Here is a 19,094-nt window from a genome sequence, read left to right on the forward strand (position 1 = left end):
TCAGTCGCTGCTGATCGTCCCGCCGCCGTCGGGACCGTAGCGCGAGTCGTCGTCGTACCGAACGCACTTCGCGGTCTGGTCTGACTCTACCTGATAGGTCTCGATCGTTCCGCGCTCACAGGGGGTGGCGAACTCGGTCTCGAGCCGGTCTCGAGCCGCTTCGCGGTCGCCCGCGGTCACCGTCTCGAGCACGTCCGCGAGGACGCGTTCGGCGTCGGCATCCGTTAGCCGGGCCGGGATGTCGTAGGAGTCGCGGATCGCTTCGGGGGTCTTCTCCGCCGTGTCGTCGACGAACGTCACGTCGTCGCCCAACAGGTCGTAGCGGAAGTTTGCGACTGCCCGCCAGTGATCTTGGTCCATCTCGTAGCCTTCCGGCTGGACGAGTTTCGGGCAGCGCGGGTGGAATCGGCAGCCGCTCGGGACGTCGATGGGGTCCGGAACCTCCCCGACGAGTTCGATTCGCTCGCGGTCTTCGGTGGGATCGATCCGCGGCACCGAGGAGACCAACGCCTGCGTGTAGGGGTGTTTCGGGTCGTTGATAATTTGGTCCGCCGGGCCGACCTCGACCAGTTCGCCGAGGTACATGATGCCGATCCGGTCGCACATGTGCTTGAGCAGGGAGAGGTCGTGACTGATGTAGACCGCCGTCAGCCCCAGCTCCGTTTGCAGCCGCTTGAACAGATCGAGGATGCTCGCCCTGATCGAGACGTCGAGCATACTCGCCGGTTCGTCGGCCAGCAGGAACGACGGCTCGAGGGCCAGCGCGCGAGCGATCCCGACGCGCTGGCGCTCGCCGCCGCTCAGTTCGCTCGGATACTCGTGTGCGTAGGCCTCGGCCGGTCGCAGCCCCGCCTGCTCGATGGTCTCGTAGACCCGCGCATCGCGCTCTTCGGCCGTGCCGATATCGTGGACGTCGAGCGGCTCTTTGACCCACTTGTAGACCGTAAACCGCGGATTGATCGACTGGTAGGGGTCCTGGTGAATGATCTGTGCGTCCCGGCGGAACTGGTTCAGTTCGCTGCCGCTCGCGTGGGTGATCTCTTTCTCGTCGAAGTAGATCTTCCCACCCGTCGGCTCGAGCAGCCTGATCGCGCTCTTGCCGAGCGTCGTTTTTCCACAGCCGGACTCCCCGGCGAGGCCGAACGCTTCGCCCTCGCGAATCCCCAGCGAGACGCCGTCGACAGCTTTGACTGCCTTGTTGCTCTCGCCGTGGAGGAGCCGCGAGACGATGCCGCTGTTGACGGGGAAGTGTTTCTCGAGGTTCTCCACCTCGAGTTTGTACGTTTCGTCCGTCTCAGTCGCCGAGTCGTACTCGAGGGCATCAGTCATCGGACTCCACCTCGGCTGTCGCTCGATCCGCGGTGGGATCGTCGGGCCGACCGATCTCCTGCTCGAGCCAGGTTTCTTTCTTTCCAGCTTCCGTCTGTAGGAGCTCGACCTCGTCGGCGCGGTGACATTCGACCTCGTGCCCGTCGCCGTACGATTCGGGTTCCGGCGTCACCTCCCAGCAGGCCTCTTCGGCGAACGGACAGCGCGGAGCGAACCGACAGCCTTCGCCCGGATCGACGAGTTCAGGTGGCGTGCCCGGGATGGAGATCAGCTCCTGATCGTCGTCGTTGATGTCCGGGAACGCGTTCCGGAGGCCGAGCGTGTACGGATGGCGCGGGTTCGTGATGATCGTTTCGGCGTCGGCGATCTCGATGATGCGACCGCCGTAGACCACGGCGATGCGGTCGCAGGTCTCGCTGACGACCGACATGTCGTGGGTGATCATGATCATCGCGCTGTTCAGCTCTTTTTGCATCTTCTTGATCGTCTCGAGGATGCGGTCCTGGATCACCACGTCCAGGGCCGTCGTCGGCTCGTCTGCGAGCACGAGCGACGGCGAGAGCGCGAGTGCGAGCGCGATCATCGCCCGCTGGGCCATTCCGCCGGAGAACTGGTGTGGGTAGTCGTCGACGCGGTCAGGTTCGATTCCGAGTTCGTCGAACAGCGATCGTGCCCGTTCTCGAGCCTCGGCTTTCGAGGTGCCGTCCTCGTGATACCGGATGACCTGTACGATCTGCTGGCCGACGGTGTAGACTGGGTCGAAGCCGTTCATCGCGTTCTGGGGAATCATCGAAATCTCGGACCAGCGGAGCTGTTTTCGCAGTTCCGAGTCGGTGAGCTCCGTGATTTCGGTGCCGTCGAACGCGACGGAGCCGTCGACGATTTCGGCGTTGTCGGGCAGCAGGCGGATGATCGACTTGGCGAGCGTCGTCTTTCCGCTGCCGCTCTCGCCGACCAGGCCGACGGTCTCGCCCCGCTCGATCGAGAGCGACACGTCGTCCGTCGCACGGACCCAGCCGTCCTCGGCCCGATAGTACGTCTTCAGATTGGTGATATCGAGTAGCGTCATTCTTGATGTCTGAGTTCGGGATTGACCACTTCTTCGAGCGTGCGACCGATGAAGAACACCGACATCACGAACAGCATGATGCAGATGCCGGGTGGGAAGACCCACCACCAGGCCTCGCGGATGGCGTTTGCGGTGTACACGTTGTAGATCATCTCTCCCCACGAGAGCATGTTCGGGTCGCCGAAGCCGAGGAACGAAAGGCTCGCCTCGGCGATGACCGCCCAGCCGACCGCGAACGCCGCGTACAGGAACGTAAGCGGCAACACGTTGGGGAGGATGTGTCGGTACATGATTCGCAGGTGACCGGCACCGATGGCCTGTGCGCTCTCGACGTAGGGCCGTTGCTTGTGACTCAACACCTGCGAGCGGATCACGCGGGCCGTCGATCGCCACAGAATCAACACGATCGCAACGATGATGTTGACGAGACTGTTGCCGAGAATCGCCACGAGAACGATCGCGAACGGCAGGAACGGGACGCCGTAAACGATGTCGGTAATCCGCATCAACACGTCGTCGACCCAGCCGCCGAAGTAGGCGCTGACGAGGCCGACGTTGGTCCCGATGAAGACGGCCATAAACGCCGCGAGGCTCCCGACGAGGAGCGTCACGCGAGTGCCGGCGATCACCTGTGAGAGGACGTCGCGGCCCATGTCGGTCGTCCCCAGCGGGTGGGCGGCCGACGGAGACTCGAGACGGCCGCCGACGGCTCGCTCGCCCGGATCGTGAGGCGCAATCCCCGGAATCGTCAGGTTGAGGAACTCGATCGTCGTCGGCCGAGCGAAGATGCCGATCACGAGGAACACGAACAGCGTGGCTAACCCGATCTGGCCGAGTCTATCGCCTTCGAACACCTCGAGTTTGGTTCGAACGTAGTCGATCCCGTTGCCGATGGTGCTTGTCGCGCTATCGATTGGAGACGTCGTGCCAGTGCTCATTCGTACTCAACCCTCGGATCGAGGTAGACGTAGGCCAGGTCGGCGACGAAGTTCATGAGGATCACGACCGATCCCATGAGGAAGAACGCCGCCATCGCGACCGGGTAATCGTTGTTGTTCACCGCACGAACCATCTCGCGTCCCATGCCGGGCCAGTTGAACACCGTCTCGATGACGACCGAACCGCCCATCGCGGCGCCGGTAGCGATCGCCGCCACGGTCACGAGCGGGAGGATCGAGTTCCGCGCGGCGTGCTTGTACAGCACGGTCCGCTCCGGAAGCCCCTCCGCCTTCTTGATCTCGATGAAATCGGCGTTGAGGACGTCGAGCATCGTACTCCGCATCAACAGGGTCGGCGTCGCCAGATAGACGATCGCCCCCGTCAGTGCCGGAAGGAAGAGGTGTCTGAGGAAGTCGAGCGAGCCGTACCTCGCGACGAAGCCGCCACCGAGTTCGCCGCCGGTCGTCCGCATCCCACTCGAGGGGAACCAGCCGAGCCAGAAGACGAACACGGACAGGAGCACGATGCCGACCCAGAACTCCGGCGACGAACGGGCCATCAGCGTCACGATGATCCCGCCGCGTTCGAACCGCGAGTTGCGCCACCAGCCCATAAGGGCGCCGAACGTAACCCCGATGAGGTACGCGAAGACCAGTGCCGTCCCCATCAGTACGATCGTGTTCATGAACCGGATGAGGATGATATCGGTCACCGGCTCACGGTAGATGAACGATTGACCGAAGTCGCCGGTGAGCAGTTGTCTAATGTACTCGACGTACTGGACGTACAGCGGCTGATCCAGGCCGAGTTCTGCGATCCGCTGCTCGCGCTGTTCCGGGGTCATCCCGTCGAGGATGAACATCGAGGTCGGATCGCCGGGCATCATCCGGAAGAGAACGAACAGGAGCGTAAAGAACGCCCAGAAGGTGACGATGAGCTGGAGAAACCGTCGGACGACGTACTCCCTCAGTCCCATCGCACCCTCTCCCCCTTGGTTGTCAAATATGTCATAGTATTGCAGTCAAATACGCTTGTAACGGTCGATCTGTACTGGTTACTGATCTGCGCCGTAGTGGAGACGTCCGTCGTCGTCCCAACCGTAGCCACCTTCAGCCAGTTCCTCTCTGGCAGCGGTGAGGTCCTCGTAGAACTCCTCGACGTCGGGGTTGTGCCAGAACTCGTTGTGTTCGGAGATCGTCGAGTGCGTCACCGTCCCCATGCCGTCGCGAACGAACTCGACGTACTCCTCTTTCGGCACGCCGTACGACAGTGCACGCCGAAGGTGACGGTCGTCGAACGGCTCACGACGCATGTTGTAGGCGATCTTGACGTAGCCGATGTCTTCGAACTCCGCGAGATCGAGATCTTCGTCGTCCCTGACGCGGTCGACGGCCGTCGGCTGCGGGACCGTTCCGACCATATCCAGCTGTCCCGACTCGAGGTCGCCGATGAGCTGTGCGGTGTTCGAACCGGGAACGCGGATGAAGTTGTCGGCGTTGGGCGTCTCGAAGTGATCGTCGAACGCCTCGAGCTGCAGTTCCGACTGGCGCTCCCAGTCGACGAACTGGAACGGTCCGCTGCCGATCCAGTTTTCGTCCTCGAAGTCGGCGAGATCATCCGGATCGACGCCGCCCCAGATGTGTTCCGGGAAGATGTACACCTGGCCGAGGACGTTGGCCGTAAACGGTGCGTACTGTTCGTTCAGGTGGAACGTGATCTCGTTTCCGGAGGTTTCGATCTCCTCGATGTTGTCGACGAGCGAGCCGTAAGTCGGCGAGTCGGCGTACAGCTCGTACGTGAACTCGACGTCGTCGATCGTGAGGTCCACGCCGTCGTGGAAGGTCACGTCGTCGCGGATCTCGACGGTGTAGGTCATGCCGTCGTCTTCGATCTCGGGATCGTCCGTCGCGAGCCACGGCGTCGGGAGCCCGTCCTCACCGATCCGGAACAGCTGGTCGTAGATGAGACGGACGAACTGGCGGTCCGGCGTCGCCAGGTCGAGCATCGGGTTCAGCGAGTTGATCGCTGCGGGATAGCCAAAGCGGACCGTATCGCTGTCGGTTGGCGTCGCCGAGATCATGTTCCAGAACGAGTTGAGCCCTTCACCCAGCGTCGGTTGGATGTCGGTGACTCGAGCGCTCGCGTACGGGTGATAGCCGCCCTCGTTCGCGATGTACGTTCGGGGTTGATCCCGAGCGAGGATCTCCTGGGCTTCGTAGACGGTTTGCTGGCGTTCGTCTTCGTCCGGCTGTGTCACTTGCAGCTCCGCCAGTTCGTCGTACTCGTCGTTTGCGTACCCCGGCGTGTTTCGACCACCCTCTTGCGTGTTCGCGGAGTGGTGCATGTCGTATGTAAATGTGTGAGGGTCGATCCGTTCCGGCGTCCCACCCCACCCGAGGAGTGACGCGTCGAAGTCCTGCTGTACGACTGCTTGATCGACGTGAGCGCCGAACTCGAGTTCGTCGAGGTCGACCTCGAAACCGATCTCTTCCCAGTTTTCGGCGATCATCGAGGCGAGCTCGTTTCGGAACGGGTTGACGCCTGCAGTCGGTGCAAGCAAGTGAATCTCCGGTACTTCACCGGCGAGTTCCTCTGCTCCTTCGACATCCGTTCCGTCGTCCGTGCCGAGACAGCCGGAAATGCCCATCGTGAGTCCGACGACTCCACCAATCCCCGCACCTTTCAATACCGTTCTCCGTGATGTGTTGTTCGCTGCCATTCTACCCCAATAGGTCTTTACCGATACTATATAAATCTCTCGTAGAAGATATACAATCGGAATTATTACAGCAGGTATTTTGAACAGGCAGCCAACAATTAGGTCCACAATTCGTCATAGTTTTATCACATCATCAATCACGTAAAACGGCCGTCTCGAGGAAAACCGCTTTTATAGTGGGGCGTCACTGAAACCGTGTGGAGTGTCACGTCTACTACGAAGGCGACGACGATCCGAAGAAGTGCACCGCGCGTCGCCTCGAGAAGTTCGATAAGGCCACCCTCTACCGACGGATGGAACAGGTGCCCTACGGCGTCGTCCTCAACCCCCACGCCGACCAGGCGCTCTCGCCGGCCGACGTCGCGGACGGACTCGGAACGGTCGTCGCGCTCGACTGCTCGTGGGAGTCCGCCGAAGCCGCCTCGTTCCGAATGAACGGCGTTCACCGGGCGCTTCCCTTTCTCGTCGCCGCGAACCCGGTCAACTACGGCCGGCCGTTCCGGCTCACCACCGTCGAGGCGCTGGCCGCCGCCTGCTGTATCTTCGACGCGTACGACAGCGCCGAGGACCTCCTCGAGCCGTTCCGCTGGGGCGAGACGTTCCTCACGCTCAACGAGGAACCGCTGCGCCGTTACAGCGAGTGTGCCGACTCGAGCGAAATCGTCGCGGTACAGGACGACTATCTGGCCGACGAGGAACCGAGCGATGAACTGCTAGACGAGGGCGCGACGGACGAGTAGGACGCGGCGAACGGCGACTATGCACTCCCGTTCTTACATCGATCTCGAAGGCACCCAGTCACAGGACCACAGCGGTTATATGTGCGACCGATCAACGACCGGTATGGCCAGTTTCGACGCCGCGGAAAAACGAACGCTCGAGAAGATGATCTGCATGCGCTGTAACGCTCGCAACTCACAGAAGGCCAAACGCTGTCGCAAGTGCGGCTACGCGAAGCTTCGACCGAAAGCGAAAGAAGCCCGCGCCGCATAATCGACCCGGCCGGAAACGGCTTTTCGATTCTATCCATTTCACCCAGCGAGAGCACTCAGTCGGTGGTAAACGGTGTCTCCTCCAGTTCGGCACAGCTGTCGAGTAGCGTCGTCAGCCGGGCTGACGGCTGTCGATAACGAACCATCCCGCTTCGGCGGTCGTACTCGACGATATCCCTCGCCGTGAGCTTCGGCAGGTCGACGTGTTTCAAGGCGAGTTTCGTCTCTTCGATCCGTGCGTCGATATCCGTCGACTCTGCGGTGGAACTGGGTTTCTCTGCGACGAGCCTCGCCACCTCGTCGACCGTGGCGACCTCGAGTTCGCGCAGATAGTAGAGTGCGTGCCGGCGGCGGTGTGTCGCGAGAAGACCCAACAGCCGATCCACCTCCTCCCGGTCGCGACCGTCACTGGAACCACCGTCGGTTCGGATTCTGCACTCGGCGCTATCGCTCCCGTGTGCGATATCCGGAACGACCCCCACGTCGTTAGACATACGACTAGACAATTACTATAGCAAATTAGTTGTTATGGCCAGCAGGCGACCACTCTATAATCGTATATAATCAAACACAACTACGCTCGAACGAATGACTATCGTTCGCGTTGCTACTCGTCGGGATACTTCGGCTCCCGCTTCTCGGCCCGCTCGAGCGCCGTCTCAGACCCACCTTTTTCTCGTCGGGTTCGCATCGCGGTGCTCGCTCACCTCTCCTCGAAAAATCTGGACCAAAAAGCCGCTCGCTCCCGACGGTCGCTCGCGGTACAATCACCTACTCGTTCGGATACTTCGGCTCCCGCTTCTCGGCCCGCTCGAGCGCCGTTTCGACCACGTCTCGCACGTCGCCGTGGAAGACGCTGCCATGGCCCGCGTACAGGTGTTCGACGCCCTCGGGCATGGCCTCGAGCAGATCCCGAATGCTCTCGATGAGTCGCTCGCGGGACTGGCCGGCCATGTCGGTCCGCCCGAAGCTTCCGTAGTCGAACGCACCGTCGTCGTGGACGACGACGTCGCCCGAGAACAACGACGACTCGGAGACGAACGAGACGTGGTCCTCGGCGTGGCCGGGCGTGTAGACCACGTCGAACGACTCGCCGCCGATCGTCACCGTATCGCCGTCGGCGAGTTCGTGGGTACCCGTGGGGTGGTCGTCGTAGGCGTAAACGTCGGGATCGAACGCGTCGACGACGGCCTCGAGTTGGGCGACGTGATCGCCGTGCTGGTGGGTCATGACGACGGTGTCGACGTCGTCGGTGTGGGATCGAATCTCGTCGACGACACCATCCCAGGCGCCGGCGTCGACTAGCGTGGTTTCCTCGCCGACTGCCAGGAACGCGTTGCAGGTGAACGTCTCCGCCGCCTCCGTGACGTGATGAACCTCCATAGACGACGACTCGAGGGCCGTCCTCAAAATGGTGCCGTCCGAGACTGTGAGCGCGTGCGGGGTCCGTCGTACGGATGCTGGTGGAATCGTCGGACAGCGAGCCGTTTTCGGCGACAACGGGTCGCACAGACCAGAGGTCGGGCAGCTACCCACGTTCACCTGATTCGTCACACAACAGCTATAGCGACAGCCTGCCGAAACGCACCTCAGCATATGCCCGATGGAGCGAGCGAACGAACAGTCGCGATCTGTACTTCCTGTGGGTCCGCGTACGCGGCTGAGGTGTGGGACGATGAAACGATTCAACCGATCGGAAAACGAACCGGCTGTGATTGTGGCTCGACTGAGTTCCACGTTACAGCGGAGTCAGCTGATACCGCTTTGGGAGATGAGGAACCCGGGTAACAGTCAGTGCGTGGATAGCGCGTGACTCGAGTATTCCAACCAGACCGGAGACGCGCGGTATACCCACCAGAGCGTGCCGGAGACGAACCCACTCGAGAGACCACGAGATTTTTTAGCGGGAAGGTCGTACGACATCCCGTATGGGATTCGGGAGCTACGACGAATCCGAGCAACAGGAAGTCGACGCTGATTTTGACGACGACACGGTACAATCCGGCGAGAACAGCCACGACGGATCGATCGAGTTCGAGAACGGCGCCTCCAGCGACGAACTGCTCGATCGACTCCAGGAGATCAAAGACGAGGACTGATGAAGCCCGGGGTGCGGGCGCTGGGCGTCGCCGAATCGGTTCGCGGTGACGCGAATCGCGACCGAAGCACGCTTGCCGGTGCCGTCGTCCGCGCCGACCGCGTCACGGACGGACTCGCGTACCGCTCGTGTACCGTCGGCGGCACCGACGCGACCGACGCCCTGGTAGCGCTGCTCGAGGACCTCGGTCGGCCCGACGTGCGGTACGTGCTGCTCGGCGCCATCGCCCCCGCCTGGTACAATCTCCTCGATCTCGCTCGAATCGAGGCGGCCGCCGACCGGCCGGTGATCGCCGTCACGTTCGAGGCCAGCGACGGTCTCGAGTCCGGTCTGCGAGACGCCTTCTCGGACGCTGCCCTCGAGCGCCGTCTCGAAATCTATCGGTCCCTACCCGAGCGACGAGCGCTGTCGATCAACGACGAGACCGTCTACGTGCGACACGTCGGCTGCGATGCCGAGACGGCCGCGGCGGTCGTCCGGGCGTTCACGCCCGAGGGCGGTCGGCCGGAGCCGATCCGGGTCGCGAAGGTCGCGGCTCGAGCCGGTGATGCGTATCTCGACTCGCTCGAGTAGCGCCGTGCCCGGAAACCCTCGCAGATCGATACCAGCAACTGCGACCCGAAAGACGTAGTAGTCGGCCGTTTGATCCTCCGATATGGGAACGATGGACGAGTCAGGGCTCTGTGTCAGCGAGTGTTCGCGCTGTCCGGCGCTCGTGGACTCTCGCAGCCGGATCGTCAACGGAACCGGACCCGAGGACGCCGACATGCTGTTCGTCGGCGAAGGGCCGGGGGCACAGGAGGACAGCGAGGGCGAACCGTTCGTCGGTCGCAGCGGCTCTGTTCTCGACGACGGACTCCGGAGCGTCGGTCTGCTGCGCGAGGACGTTCGCATCACCAACTGCGTCCGCTGTCGACCGCCCGAGAATCGCGATCCCACCACCGAGGAACTCGAGAACTGTCGGGGCTACCTCGAACGGGAGATCGATCTGCTGGACCCGGAGATCATCGTCACGCTGGGGAAAGTCCCCAGCGAGCACCTCCTGGGTCGGTCGGTAGCGGTGACCAAAGAGGCGGGCTCGATCGAGGAGGTTCGGATCGACGGGACGCCGCGGCGCGTACTGCTCTGTGTCCACCCGGCGGCGACGTTGTACGACCGGAGTCAGGAGGATACGTTCACCGAGACGCTCGAACGAGCCGCATCCCTCGCCGGCGTCGGCGGGGGCGACGGCGGAAGCGGGCAAACCAGACTTGACGGCTTTTGAGAATTTGTTCGGCTAGTAGCCGCCTTTCCTCATTACTATTTCAGACAATCCGGTTCAGTGGTGTGGGCATCTGACGAAAAACCAGCCACATGTGTTCATACAGACTATTATGGCACGTATCGATGGACGACTACGTAGCTAACATAGAAACTACTAAATAAATTCATGCATAGTCCCTGCTATGTCCGATACCGATCGGTGGGCAGCGGATCGACGAACGGTTTTGAAAAGTGCCGGGGCGGTGGGGATGGCGGGTCTCGCCGGCTGTACAGGTGGTAGCGACGACTCGAACACGATCTCGTGGGTCATGAACCCCGCGGAGGAGAGCGTCGACATCGAAACGCAGTACCAGCCGCTGTTCGAGTATCTCGAATCGGAAGCCGACGTCGAGATCGAGGGCATCCAGACGTCCGACTACAGCTCCACCGTCCTGGAGATGCAGCGGGGAAGCGGCGATTTCGCCGACACGTCCCCGGGCGCCGTCGCTCAGGTACCCGACGACATCGACGTCGTTGGAATGCGTCTCGCGTTCGGTGCCGAGCAGTACTTCTCGCTCATCACGACGACTCCCGACAGCGACGTCGAGGAGCTTGCGGACCTCGAGGGTGAAGAGATCGCGACCGCGGCGTCGACGTCGGTCTCCGGGACGCTCGTACCGATGCTGATGCTCGAACAGGCCGGCCTCGACACCGGCGGCGCTCCCGACGGCAACCCCGTCGACTTCGATCTGGGAACGCACGATCACGACGGCGCTCGCGAACAGCTCATCAACAACCCGGACGTCGTCGCTGCAGGGACCGGTGCGTTCTCGACGGGGCCGCACGTCCCCCAGGAGCAGTTCGACGAGATGTCCGAAGACTACGTCGACATCTCCGTCGAGTACGACGACGCCGGCTCTCGAGAGCCGGAGCTACAGCTGCTGGCGGTGTCGGATCCGATCCCCCGCGCACCGATCGTGGCCCGCGCGGACTGGGACGATCCGATCCGCGAGGAGCTCGAGGAGCTGATGCTCGAGGCCGACGAGGAGGTCTTCCGACACGACCCGGACGAGCTTGCGGACCAGCTCGGCATCGATCCGGAGATCCTCGACAAGGACGAGGACGAGCTCACGGAGGAAGAGGAGGACGACCTCCAGCAGTTCGAGGACCACGAACTCTGGTTCGACGGCATCGAGCCGGCGACGGAAGACGACTACGAACCGATCGTCGACCTCCTCGATGAGCTCGGGCTCAGCCCCGAGGACGTCGAGTAAAGCGTTGACCGAAACGTCTCAACATAGTATGAGCAAGGTTGTAGTCGACGGACTCACCAAGCGGTACGGAGATGTCCTCGCATTAGACGATGTCTCGTTCGAAGTACCGGCCGGTGAGTTCGTCATCATTCTCGGTGTGTCGGGGTCGGGGAAGTCGACGCTCTTGCGGTGTATGTCTGCGTTGACGCAACCGACAGAAGGCGAAGTGCGGATCGAAGGTGAGCCGATGATCGCCCCGCGTCCGGAGGTGGCGATGATTTTCCAACAACACAACATTATCGGCGACATGTCGGCGTATTCGAATGCGCTGTCCGGTAGTATGAATCGCAGTTCGTTCCTCGAGAGTCTGTTGCAGCTCCAGCCCGACGAGGAAAAGTATCGGGCGCTCGACGCGCTCGATACCGTCGGTCTCTTGGACGAGGCCGAACAGAAGGCGCGCCGAATGAGCGGCGGCCAGCAACAGCGGGTCGGGATCGCCCGCGCGCTGGTTCAGGAACCCGAGGTGTTGCTCGCCGACGAACCCGTCGCGAGTCTCGACCCCGGAAGCGCACAGGAAGTGATGCGCTACCTCCAGTCGAGTGCGACCGAACGGGAGCTGTCGACGTTCATCAGCCTCCATCAGGTCAACATCGCTCGCAAGTTCGGCGAGCGGTTCATCGGCCTTCGCGACGGTGAGAAGGTGTTCGACGGCTACCGCGACGAGTTGACGATCGACGCCATCGACGAAATCTACGGCGACATCGACACCGAAGGCATGTTCGTCGGCGTCGACTCCTCCGACGAGAGCGGATCGGAGGTGGCACCGTGAGCCACCCCGACGCATCCGACGACAACGAGGCCGAGACACCCGACGAAAGCGACGTCGACGCGGTCGTTTCGACCGACGGCGGGACCTCACCGGGTGACGCCGCAGGCGGACTGCAAACCGACGAGCGACTGACCGAGAAGTTCGAGAGCATCCGACAGGCGAGGCGACGCCGGGCGATCGGTGGCGGTGTGGTTTTGGCCTTCGTCGGGTTCATCTTCGTACAGGGGCTCAACGCGATCGAGATCTTCACCGAGTATCTGAACTGGGGCTTCTTCGGCGAATCTCTGCGAAACTTCTTCCCGATGCGGGAGTACTTCGGCACCATTCCGTTCGTCGACGTCGGGCGGTACTTCGCCTACATTCGCGACGAGAACCTCCTGTTCAACCCCGAATTCGGCGGATTTATCGACGGGCTCGGTATCTTCGCGATCTTCGGTGAGGCCGGCATTACGCTCGCGATGGGCGTCGTTGGAACCATCCTCGGCCTGCCGTTCGCGCTGCTGTTCGGCGTCCTCGGCTCGGAGCGAGTGACACCGTTCCCGTTTAACTTCATCTTCCGCGGGACGATGTCGTTTATCCGCTCGATTCCGGCGCTCGTCTGGACGCTGATCTTCATCCCGCTCGCCGGTCTCGGCCCCGTCGCCGCGACGCTGGCGATTATGGTCGACACCATCGGAAACCTCGGTCGGCTGTTCGTCGACGAACTCGAGGAGATCTCGGACGGGCCGATCGAGGCGATGGAGACGACCGGCGCGAGCAGACCCCAGACCATCGTCTTCGGGATGTTGAGCCAGGTCAAAACGTCCTTTATCGCCTGGACGCTGTACATCCTCGAGATCAACGTCCGGATCGCGGTCACCGTCGGCGTCTACGGCGCCGGCGGACTCGGACAGGTCGTCGAGGTCCAGCAGAACCTGCTCAACTGGGCGAACATGATGGCGACGCTGCTGTGTATCTTCCTGCTCATCATCACCGTCGAACTGTTCAGCCAACGCCTGCGCGCCCGGCTTCGCTCCGACGAGGAGAAGATGGGCTGGCGGGAGCTGATCTTCGGCTTCCCCAACCGGATGGCCGAATCGGCGATGAAGTAGCGACGGTCAGCCATCCACACCGTTTCGGGAACTCGTTTTCTTCGGCGTTGTTTTCCTTCGTGTGGTCCGATAGATTGCTGTTCTCTGTGCGTGAGCCGGGAGTTTGCTCTCACGTTGGATTCCTCGGGATTTCGCGAAGACTGCGCGGATGGAAACCCACTTGCCGCTCGACTCCCCATCTGCAGCTATGAATGCGACCCAGCAATCTCTCGCGTCCGTCGTCATCGTCGACTACGGACTGGGGAACCTGCGCAGCGTCACCCGCGGTCTCGAGCGTGCGGGTGCCGACGTCGAGATCACCGACGATGTCGAGGCCTTCGCCGCGGCCGACGGTGTCGTTCTCCCCGGCGTCGGGGCGTTCCGCGAGGGCGTCGAGAACGCCGATCCGCTCCGAGAGGACCTCCTCGAGGTCGCCGAGTCCGGCACCCCGCTGTTCGGTATCTGTCTCGGCATGCAGATGCTGCTGACGACCAGCGAGGAGGGCGAGAACGACGGCGAGTCGGCCGTGCAAGGGCTGGACCTGATTCCGGGCACCAACGTCCGATTCGCGGAGGGCCAGAAAGTGCCCCACATGGGCTGGAACGAACTGAACGTCGAACGCGACCACCCCCTGGTCGAGGGCGTGGATGGAGAGTACGCCTACTTCGTCCACTCCTACTACGCCGCGCCTGATGACGATGATGCGACGGTGGCGACGACCGACTACGAACTCGAGTTCCCCTCGATCGTCGCCAACGAGGACGGAAACGTCTTCGGCACCCAGTTCCACCCCGAAAAGAGCGGCGAGACGGGACTGCAGATTCTGCGGAACTTCGTCGAGATCTGCGCCCAAGAGTGATCTTCAGCGTTTGGGTTCGGCCCTCGGACGGTTCGGGCGTGAGAGACCTGTCTTCTCGAGGGTGATTGTCACGAGAGGGTGGTTCGTCGGTGGGTTAGGAAATCGTCTCATCGGTGCGTCAGTTCCCCGAGAGCGCGATTCGTCGGGACGGATTTTGGCTGGAGACACACCCCACGGTGCCGCTGTATGGCTGCGGGAGATCGTTTCTTCTTCGCGTATTCGCCAGGATCGGTAGAACCAGTCGGAACAGTTCTCGAACGTATATCGCTCTCGGAACGTCACTACTAAATACTAGTCCTGTGTCACCGACCACTGAGAGTATTGCACGCGGAGCGACGCCGTCGGTCTTGAACGCGGGTTCGCCGTTCGAGTCGAACTGAACCGTTCTCTTCGCTGGTTTGTATCCGACCGTGACGGATGCTGTGCCGGGTTTTCCACGATCCAACGAGGAATTCACCACCCCACATTCCTCCACACCGATACAGCGGCACTCCGGGGTGTGTGACCCGACATACAGCGGCACCGTGGGGTGTGAAACTATCGGTTCGGCTGCTGTCGAACCCCGTTCGCGCTCATACAGCGGAATTACGGTTTCGCCTCGAGCGGTCCCGACTTTCCTCGTCTATCCCTCGTGGGGGCTGGCCAGGAGTCGGCTGACGTTGAAACTCAGCAGTACTCCGGAATCGAACCACCACGATACAGCGGCACTCCGCGGTGGTCCCTCCCACAATTTCGCCGCACCACGACTGCTATCGCCACGATACAGCGGCACTCCGCGGTTGTCGTCGACCCGATACAGCGGAACCGCGGAGTCCGATACGGTTACTGGCAATCGGCTGCTATACAGCGGAATTGCGGGGTTCGAACGCATTGATACAGCGGAAACGAGGGGTTCAACAGAGCTGATACAGCGGCATCGAGGGGTGTTCGTTACCGTTCTGAGCAGGGTGAGAGCACCAATAGCATGCTATACAGCGGCAACTAGGTTCCGAACAGTTAAGTCGCGACTGTGTGATGTACGTGATAGCTGAATGTCGGATTCGATGGACTACTTCGGAAGCGAGAACGAGATCTTTCAGAACAAGGAACTGCTGCAGGTCTCGCACCTTCCCGACGGCGATCGCATTATCGGCCGCGAGGACGAACTAACGAACCTCGCGAACGCGATCAAACCGGCGACGCGGGGTAACACGCCCAACAACGTCCTCGTCTACGGCAAGACGGGCACCGGAAAATCGCTGTGCTCGAAGTTCATCACGAACCAGGCCGTCGAACGCGCGAAACGGGACGACGTGACGATCGGCGTCGCCTACGTCGACTGCCTGCAGGAGTCGACGGAGACCCAGGCCGTCCAGTCCGCCGGGCACCAACTCAACGAGCAGGACGTGACGGGCATCTCGATTCCCCACTCGGGGCTGAGCACGGCCGAGTACTACCGCCGACTGTGGGAAATCGTCGACAGCCGGTACGACGTCGCGCTCATCATCTTGGACGAGGTCGACAAGATCGAAGACGACGATATCCTGATGCAGCTCTCGAGAGCGGTCGAGTCCGGCAAACTCACCGAGAGCACGGTCGGCGTCATCGGCATCTCGAACAAGGTCCGGTACAAGGATTCCCTCGACGAGCGCATCAAATCCAGTCTCTGCGAGCGCGAGTACGTCTTCTCGCCGTACGACGCGACCCAGATTCGAGAGATTCTGCGCTCGCGCGCCGACGCGTTCCACGAGGGCGTCCTCGAGGACGGCGTCGTCCCCCGGGTCGCCGCACTCGCGGCCCGCGAACACGGTGACGCGCGCAAGGCGATCGACATCCTCCGGTTTGCGGGGGAGATCGCCGAGGAGAACGACTTAGAGCGCGTCACGGAGTCCTGCGTCGATCAGGCTCACGAACGCGAAGAGACGAGCCGACTCGCCGAACTCATCTCCAAGAGTCCGAGCCACGCGAAACTCGTTCTCGAGGCCATGGCGTTGCGCACCCAGCAGACGGGCAACGACGACGCGCCGGTGACGACCAACGAGGTGTACGACCTCTACAAACGGCTCTGTGAGCGAGACCAGTCCGAGCACCTGAAACTCCGCCGCGTCAGGGATATCCTCTCGGAACTCGAGTTCCTTTCGATTATTGACCAGGAGCGCAAGTGGGCCGGGAAGGGGAAGGGAAACTACATGGAGAACCGGCTGATCGACGATCCGGAGGTCATCATCGCCGCGTGTAACGAATCGGACTAGCGATCCTCGTTCAGCCGTTCTCGATTCTGGTTTCGGTAGGAGGTACCCTCGTACAGTACGTACGCATAGTGAACAGGGCTGTTTCGATGCGGATTTGGCCAGAACGAGTGTTGCTGCCGCTGGCGGCGGTGAGTGCCACGTCCTCCCCAACCGATTCGCTCGCGCCAGAGGCGCTCGCTCATCCCTCGCACGGCTACGAACCGCGGCTCACTGTCCGTTTGCCGCGGCTCAGCGCGCGCCACCGCACGTGGTTCAGTCGGGCGGTAACGCCTCAGCCTGTACAGGACGTGTCCCCTACGAGAGAATAGCCGCCAGTGTGGATCTCAGAGCAGTTCTCTGACTTCGGAGTACCACATGTCGTGATAGTCAACGTGGCCAACGCGACGGGCGATGGCGACGGCGAGGGCGTGCCAGCACTGCTCGGTCGGATCGTCGGCGTCGAGGTTGTACTCACTGTCCTTGCAGGTACAGCCGCCGTCCTCGACGATGTACTCGTCGTCGTAGCCGACGACGATCGTGAAATCGCGGTAGGCCTTCACCCGGTTCTCCCCGACGGCTTCGATGGCGCGGACCCCACGGTCGCCGTGAATCTGGGAGATCTGCTCGACGATCTCGGGCGTGAGTTCGCCCGTCTCCTCGAGGTCTGCCTGCCATCGCTCGACTGGGTTGGCCTCCGGCACGACCGGAACTGTGTCCCCAACTGTAAAATCGGTTTGGTTGTCCGGCCGGGTTCCCTCGGAAGGTCGGCGCCTCGAGTGACAGTACTCGCGACCGTTCGACGAACGGTCGCGTCGATCGACGACTCAGGACGACGAACTCGAGTCGACCGACGATTCGGCAGCCGACTCCGTCGTCGCGAGATCGGCGTCGACGGTGGTCTCGATACCAGCAGTAACTCCGGCCTCGGTGGCTCCCTCGAGTCGAACGTTGCGCTGTTCGCGAACGTACTCGAGGAAGTTGTCGAAGAGCCGTTTGGCTTCGCAGGCGGCCTCGTAGGTTTCGGCGTCGATCCCTTCAAGGACGGCTTCGATCCGTTCGGTCTCGAGCTCACCCTCCTTCCCCTCCGTGACCCGTTTCGCCGTCGTCGTGTCGTACTCGGGGTGAAACTGAACGCCGAAGACGCGGTCCCGCTGGAAGCCGTGGATGCCGTACTCGTTTCTGGCGAACACCGTCGCCCCTGGCGGAGCCTCGGCCACCCGATCGGAGTGCGTCGTAAAGACGGTAAAGCGCTCGTCGACGGCGGTCAACAGCCGATTCGATCCGTCCTGTTCGACGGTTCGGTAGCCGATCTCGTACTCGCCCATCCCCTCGACGCGGCCGCCGAGGACGTCTGCGAGCAGCTGATGGCCGTAACAGACGCCCAGAAACGGGAGTCCCGCGTCGACGGCCTCGCCGACCCACTCCTTGAGCGCGCCGATCCAGGGCTCGTCCCAGTAGACGGAGGCGCTCGAGCCGGTGACGACGCAGGCGTCGAACGCGAACGTTTCGGGGAGGTCGCCCGACGGGCAGTGAAATTCGACGAGACCGGCGTCGAGTTCGCGTTCGAAGTTTTGCTGGGTCGTCCCGCGTTTGTGTGCGGCGTTCAGCAGGGCGATTCGCAATCGCCCGGTTCGTTCGTTCGAATCGGTTGGGTCGTCGGACGACGGATCGGTCACGAGCGACTCCGCTCCGTGGAACCGGGCGTGTTCGAGGAACCGAGCGTTCGGAGGCCGGTCCGTGTCAAGAAGTCACAGGGCATCGATATACGAACGGAAGGGCCGCCGGGTACAAAGGGTTTTCTAACGGGTGGCACAATTAGGGGATGATTTCGACCACTTTCTAAACATCGTTTCGGCATTCGCTGGACGGATGATTTCTCCTACTCGGTCGGGCGAATACCGTCGAACTGCTGGTCTGTTGCCGTAAGCGACGACTACTCCATTCGAAATACAGTTCGGAGCGGGTGGTGATAGTGGAAAAACGGTTCGCAATCGAGAGCGTCGGCCTCTCGGAGCGTTATTCGTCTTCGCTGTCTTCGTCGTCGTCCGCCGTATCGGGCGTCGCACCGTCGAGAACGACCGTGATCGTCTCGTCGTCCTCGTCCAGCGTGACCGTCTCTTCGACGGTTTCGAACTCGTCGTCGATGCTCTCGAGGGAGATCGTGTACTCGCCTTCGTACATGAGGGTTGCCATGAGCTGACCGTCCTGAATGTCGTCGCGGTAGTTCGAGGTGTAGTCTTCCTCCTCGCTTTCGATCGTTACCTCGACGCCGGAGGAGACGGGATCGCCGTCCTCGTTTTCCAACTCGAGCGTGAGAGCACCGGGATCTTCCGGTTCGAACAGTTCCGAATCGTCGTCCGCTGAATCGTCGTCGGAGCAGCCTGCAAGACCGATCGTCACTGCACCTGTGAGAGCGACACCAAATCGACGGCGGCTAAGCGATTGTCGGACCATATCACCTCCGAGCCATCAGGCACTGATAAAT

General features: G+C 62.0%; 20 protein-coding genes. 10 read left to right on the top strand and 10 right to left on the bottom strand.

The genetic code is table 11. The features are described from left to right. The 5 genes from BLT08_RS00840 to BLT08_RS00860 form a co-directional block, all read right to left on the bottom strand. Complete coding sequence (locus BLT08_RS00840; protein WP_090302914.1) at window positions 1–1,329, bottom strand: ABC transporter ATP-binding protein; 1,329 nt, start codon at window positions 1,327–1,329, stop codon at window positions 1–3. Continuing rightward, window positions 1,322–2,398, bottom strand: coding sequence for an ABC transporter ATP-binding protein (locus BLT08_RS00845; protein ID WP_090302915.1), 1,077 nt, complete (start codon window positions 2,396–2,398; stop codon window positions 1,322–1,324). Before BLT08_RS00845 ends, BLT08_RS00840 begins: the two co-directional genes overlap by 8 nt. After that, the gene (locus BLT08_RS00850; RefSeq protein ID WP_090302916.1) at window positions 2,395–3,336 is read right to left on the bottom strand and encodes an ABC transporter permease; all 942 of its coding nucleotides are present in this window, start codon (window positions 3,334–3,336) and stop codon (window positions 2,395–2,397) included. The genes BLT08_RS00845 and BLT08_RS00850 overlap by 4 nt, the downstream gene beginning before the upstream one ends. Then, window positions 3,333–4,313 (bottom strand): ABC transporter permease, encoded by a 981-nt coding sequence (locus tag BLT08_RS00855; protein ID WP_090302917.1) that lies wholly within the window; start codon window positions 4,311–4,313, stop codon window positions 3,333–3,335. Before BLT08_RS00855 ends, BLT08_RS00850 begins: the two co-directional genes overlap by 4 nt. 78 nt (window positions 4,314–4,391) lie before the next feature. Beyond that, window positions 4,392–5,984: an ABC transporter substrate-binding protein gene (locus BLT08_RS00860; RefSeq protein WP_394328190.1), complete on the bottom strand. Its 1,593-nt coding sequence runs from the start codon at window positions 5,982–5,984 to the stop codon at window positions 4,392–4,394. A gap of 269 nt (window positions 5,985–6,253) precedes the next feature. On the opposite strand from BLT08_RS00860, the gene BLT08_RS00865 reads away from it, so the two are divergent. Further along, the gene (locus BLT08_RS00865; protein WP_090302919.1) at window positions 6,254–6,796 is read left to right on the top strand and encodes a DUF367 family protein; all 543 of its coding nucleotides are present in this window, start codon (window positions 6,254–6,256) and stop codon (window positions 6,794–6,796) included. A gap of 103 nt (window positions 6,797–6,899) precedes the next feature. Then, window positions 6,900–7,049 (top strand): 50S ribosomal protein L40e, encoded by a 150-nt coding sequence (locus tag BLT08_RS00870; protein ID WP_019991865.1) that lies wholly within the window; start codon window positions 6,900–6,902, stop codon window positions 7,047–7,049. Window positions 7,050–7,104: 55 nt separating this feature from the next. Here BLT08_RS00870 and BLT08_RS00875 read toward each other — a convergent pair whose 3' ends face one another. Continuing rightward, complete coding sequence (locus BLT08_RS00875) at window positions 7,105–7,542, bottom strand: DUF7344 domain-containing protein (protein WP_090302920.1); 438 nt, start codon at window positions 7,540–7,542, stop codon at window positions 7,105–7,107. 277 nt (window positions 7,543–7,819) lie between these two features. Further along, a complete protein-coding gene (locus BLT08_RS00880) occupies window positions 7,820–8,431 on the bottom strand; it encodes an MBL fold metallo-hydrolase (protein WP_090302921.1) in 612 nt (203 codons plus the stop codon). A gap of 545 nt (window positions 8,432–8,976) precedes the next feature. On the opposite strand from BLT08_RS00880, the gene BLT08_RS00890 reads away from it, so the two are divergent. The 8 genes from BLT08_RS00890 to BLT08_RS00925 all read left to right on the top strand — a co-directional run bounded on the left by BLT08_RS00890 (window position 8,977) and on the right by BLT08_RS00925 (window position 16,630). Further along, window positions 8,977–9,147, top strand: coding sequence for a DUF5786 family protein (locus tag BLT08_RS00890; RefSeq protein ID WP_006089939.1), 171 nt, complete (start codon window positions 8,977–8,979; stop codon window positions 9,145–9,147). Next, window positions 9,147–9,719, top strand: coding sequence for an endonuclease dU (locus tag BLT08_RS00895; protein WP_090302923.1), 573 nt, complete (start codon window positions 9,147–9,149; stop codon window positions 9,717–9,719). Before BLT08_RS00890 ends, BLT08_RS00895 begins: the two co-directional genes overlap by 1 nt. 82 nt (window positions 9,720–9,801) lie before the next feature. After that, on the top strand, window positions 9,802–10,410 hold the full coding sequence (locus BLT08_RS00900) for a uracil-DNA glycosylase (RefSeq protein ID WP_090302924.1): 609 nt from the start codon (window positions 9,802–9,804) through the stop codon (window positions 10,408–10,410). Window positions 10,411–10,591: 181 nt separating this feature from the next. After that, window positions 10,592–11,662 (top strand): substrate-binding domain-containing protein, encoded by a 1,071-nt coding sequence (locus BLT08_RS00905; RefSeq protein ID WP_090302925.1) that lies wholly within the window; start codon window positions 10,592–10,594, stop codon window positions 11,660–11,662. 28 nt (window positions 11,663–11,690) lie between these two features. After that, the gene (locus BLT08_RS00910) at window positions 11,691–12,470 is read left to right on the top strand and encodes a phosphonate ABC transporter ATP-binding protein (protein ID WP_090302926.1); all 780 of its coding nucleotides are present in this window, start codon (window positions 11,691–11,693) and stop codon (window positions 12,468–12,470) included. After that, window positions 12,467–13,561 carry a phosphonate ABC transporter, permease protein PhnE gene (gene phnE / locus BLT08_RS00915; RefSeq protein ID WP_245724123.1) on the top strand — a complete coding sequence of 365 codons (1,095 nt, stop codon included), beginning with the start codon at window positions 12,467–12,469 and terminating at the stop codon, window positions 13,559–13,561. Before BLT08_RS00910 ends, phnE begins: the two co-directional genes overlap by 4 nt. Window positions 13,562–13,748: 187 nt before the next feature. Further along, on the top strand, window positions 13,749–14,399 hold the full coding sequence (gene hisH, locus BLT08_RS00920) for an imidazole glycerol phosphate synthase subunit HisH (protein WP_090302927.1): 651 nt from the start codon (window positions 13,749–13,751) through the stop codon (window positions 14,397–14,399). Between the two features lie 1,031 nt (window positions 14,400–15,430). After that, window positions 15,431–16,630, top strand: coding sequence for a Cdc6/Cdc18 family protein (locus BLT08_RS00925; RefSeq protein ID WP_090302928.1), 1,200 nt, complete (start codon window positions 15,431–15,433; stop codon window positions 16,628–16,630). A gap of 323 nt (window positions 16,631–16,953) precedes the next feature. Here BLT08_RS00925 and BLT08_RS00930 read toward each other — a convergent pair whose 3' ends face one another. The 3 genes from BLT08_RS00930 to BLT08_RS00940 form a co-directional block, all read right to left on the bottom strand. Next, entirely contained in the window at window positions 16,954–17,310 is a 357-nt protein-coding gene (locus BLT08_RS00930; RefSeq protein ID WP_090302929.1) for a hypothetical protein, read from the bottom strand. 123 nt (window positions 17,311–17,433) lie between these two features. Continuing rightward, window positions 17,434–18,285 carry a type 1 glutamine amidotransferase gene (locus BLT08_RS00935; RefSeq protein ID WP_090302930.1) on the bottom strand — a complete coding sequence of 284 codons (852 nt, stop codon included), beginning with the start codon at window positions 18,283–18,285 and terminating at the stop codon, window positions 17,434–17,436. A 340-nt stretch (window positions 18,286–18,625) separates the two neighbouring features. Next, a complete protein-coding gene (locus BLT08_RS00940; protein ID WP_245724124.1) occupies window positions 18,626–19,063 on the bottom strand; it encodes an S-layer protein in 438 nt (145 codons plus the stop codon). Window positions 19,064–19,094: the final 31 nt, after the last annotated feature.

This window comes from Natronorubrum texcoconense (assembly GCF_900100335.1).
Taxonomy (GTDB): Archaea; Halobacteriota; Halobacteria; order Halobacteriales; family Natrialbaceae; genus Natronorubrum; species Natronorubrum texcoconense.

Excerpts from the sequence above, each read along its gene's own strand:
- BLT08_RS00880 (WP_090302921.1), bottom strand. The coding sequence starts at position 8,431 with ATGGAGGTTCATCACGTCACGGAGGCGGCGGAGACGTTCACCTGCAAC.
- BLT08_RS00870 (WP_019991865.1), top strand. The coding sequence starts at position 6,900 with ATGGCCAGTTTCGACGCCGCGGAAAAACGAACGCTCGAGAAGATGATC.
- hisH (WP_090302927.1), top strand. The coding sequence starts at position 13,749 with ATGAATGCGACCCAGCAATCTCTCGCGTCCGTCGTCATCGTCGACTAC.
- BLT08_RS00900 (WP_090302924.1), top strand. The coding sequence starts at position 9,802 with ATGGGAACGATGGACGAGTCAGGGCTCTGTGTCAGCGAGTGTTCGCGC.
- BLT08_RS00860 (WP_394328190.1), bottom strand. The coding sequence starts at position 5,984 with ATGGGCATTTCCGGCTGTCTCGGCACGGACGACGGAACGGATGTCGAA.
- BLT08_RS00910 (WP_090302926.1), top strand. The coding sequence starts at position 11,691 with ATGAGCAAGGTTGTAGTCGACGGACTCACCAAGCGGTACGGAGATGTC.
- BLT08_RS00875 (WP_090302920.1), bottom strand. The coding sequence starts at position 7,542 with ATGTCTAACGACGTGGGGGTCGTTCCGGATATCGCACACGGGAGCGAT.
- BLT08_RS00850 (WP_090302916.1), bottom strand. The coding sequence starts at position 3,336 with ATGAGCACTGGCACGACGTCTCCAATCGATAGCGCGACAAGCACCATC.
- BLT08_RS00925 (WP_090302928.1), top strand. The coding sequence starts at position 15,431 with ATGTCGGATTCGATGGACTACTTCGGAAGCGAGAACGAGATCTTTCAG.
- BLT08_RS00940 (WP_245724124.1), bottom strand. The coding sequence starts at position 19,063 with ATGGTCCGACAATCGCTTAGCCGCCGTCGATTTGGTGTCGCTCTCACA.
- BLT08_RS00890 (WP_006089939.1), top strand. The coding sequence starts at position 8,977 with ATGGGATTCGGGAGCTACGACGAATCCGAGCAACAGGAAGTCGACGCT.
- BLT08_RS00895 (WP_090302923.1), top strand. The coding sequence starts at position 9,147 with ATGAAGCCCGGGGTGCGGGCGCTGGGCGTCGCCGAATCGGTTCGCGGT.
- BLT08_RS00840 (WP_090302914.1), bottom strand. The coding sequence starts at position 1,329 with ATGACTGATGCCCTCGAGTACGACTCGGCGACTGAGACGGACGAAACG.
- BLT08_RS00845 (WP_090302915.1), bottom strand. The coding sequence starts at position 2,398 with ATGACGCTACTCGATATCACCAATCTGAAGACGTACTATCGGGCCGAG.
- BLT08_RS00855 (WP_090302917.1), bottom strand. The coding sequence starts at position 4,313 with ATGGGACTGAGGGAGTACGTCGTCCGACGGTTTCTCCAGCTCATCGTC.
- BLT08_RS00905 (WP_090302925.1), top strand. The coding sequence starts at position 10,592 with ATGTCCGATACCGATCGGTGGGCAGCGGATCGACGAACGGTTTTGAAA.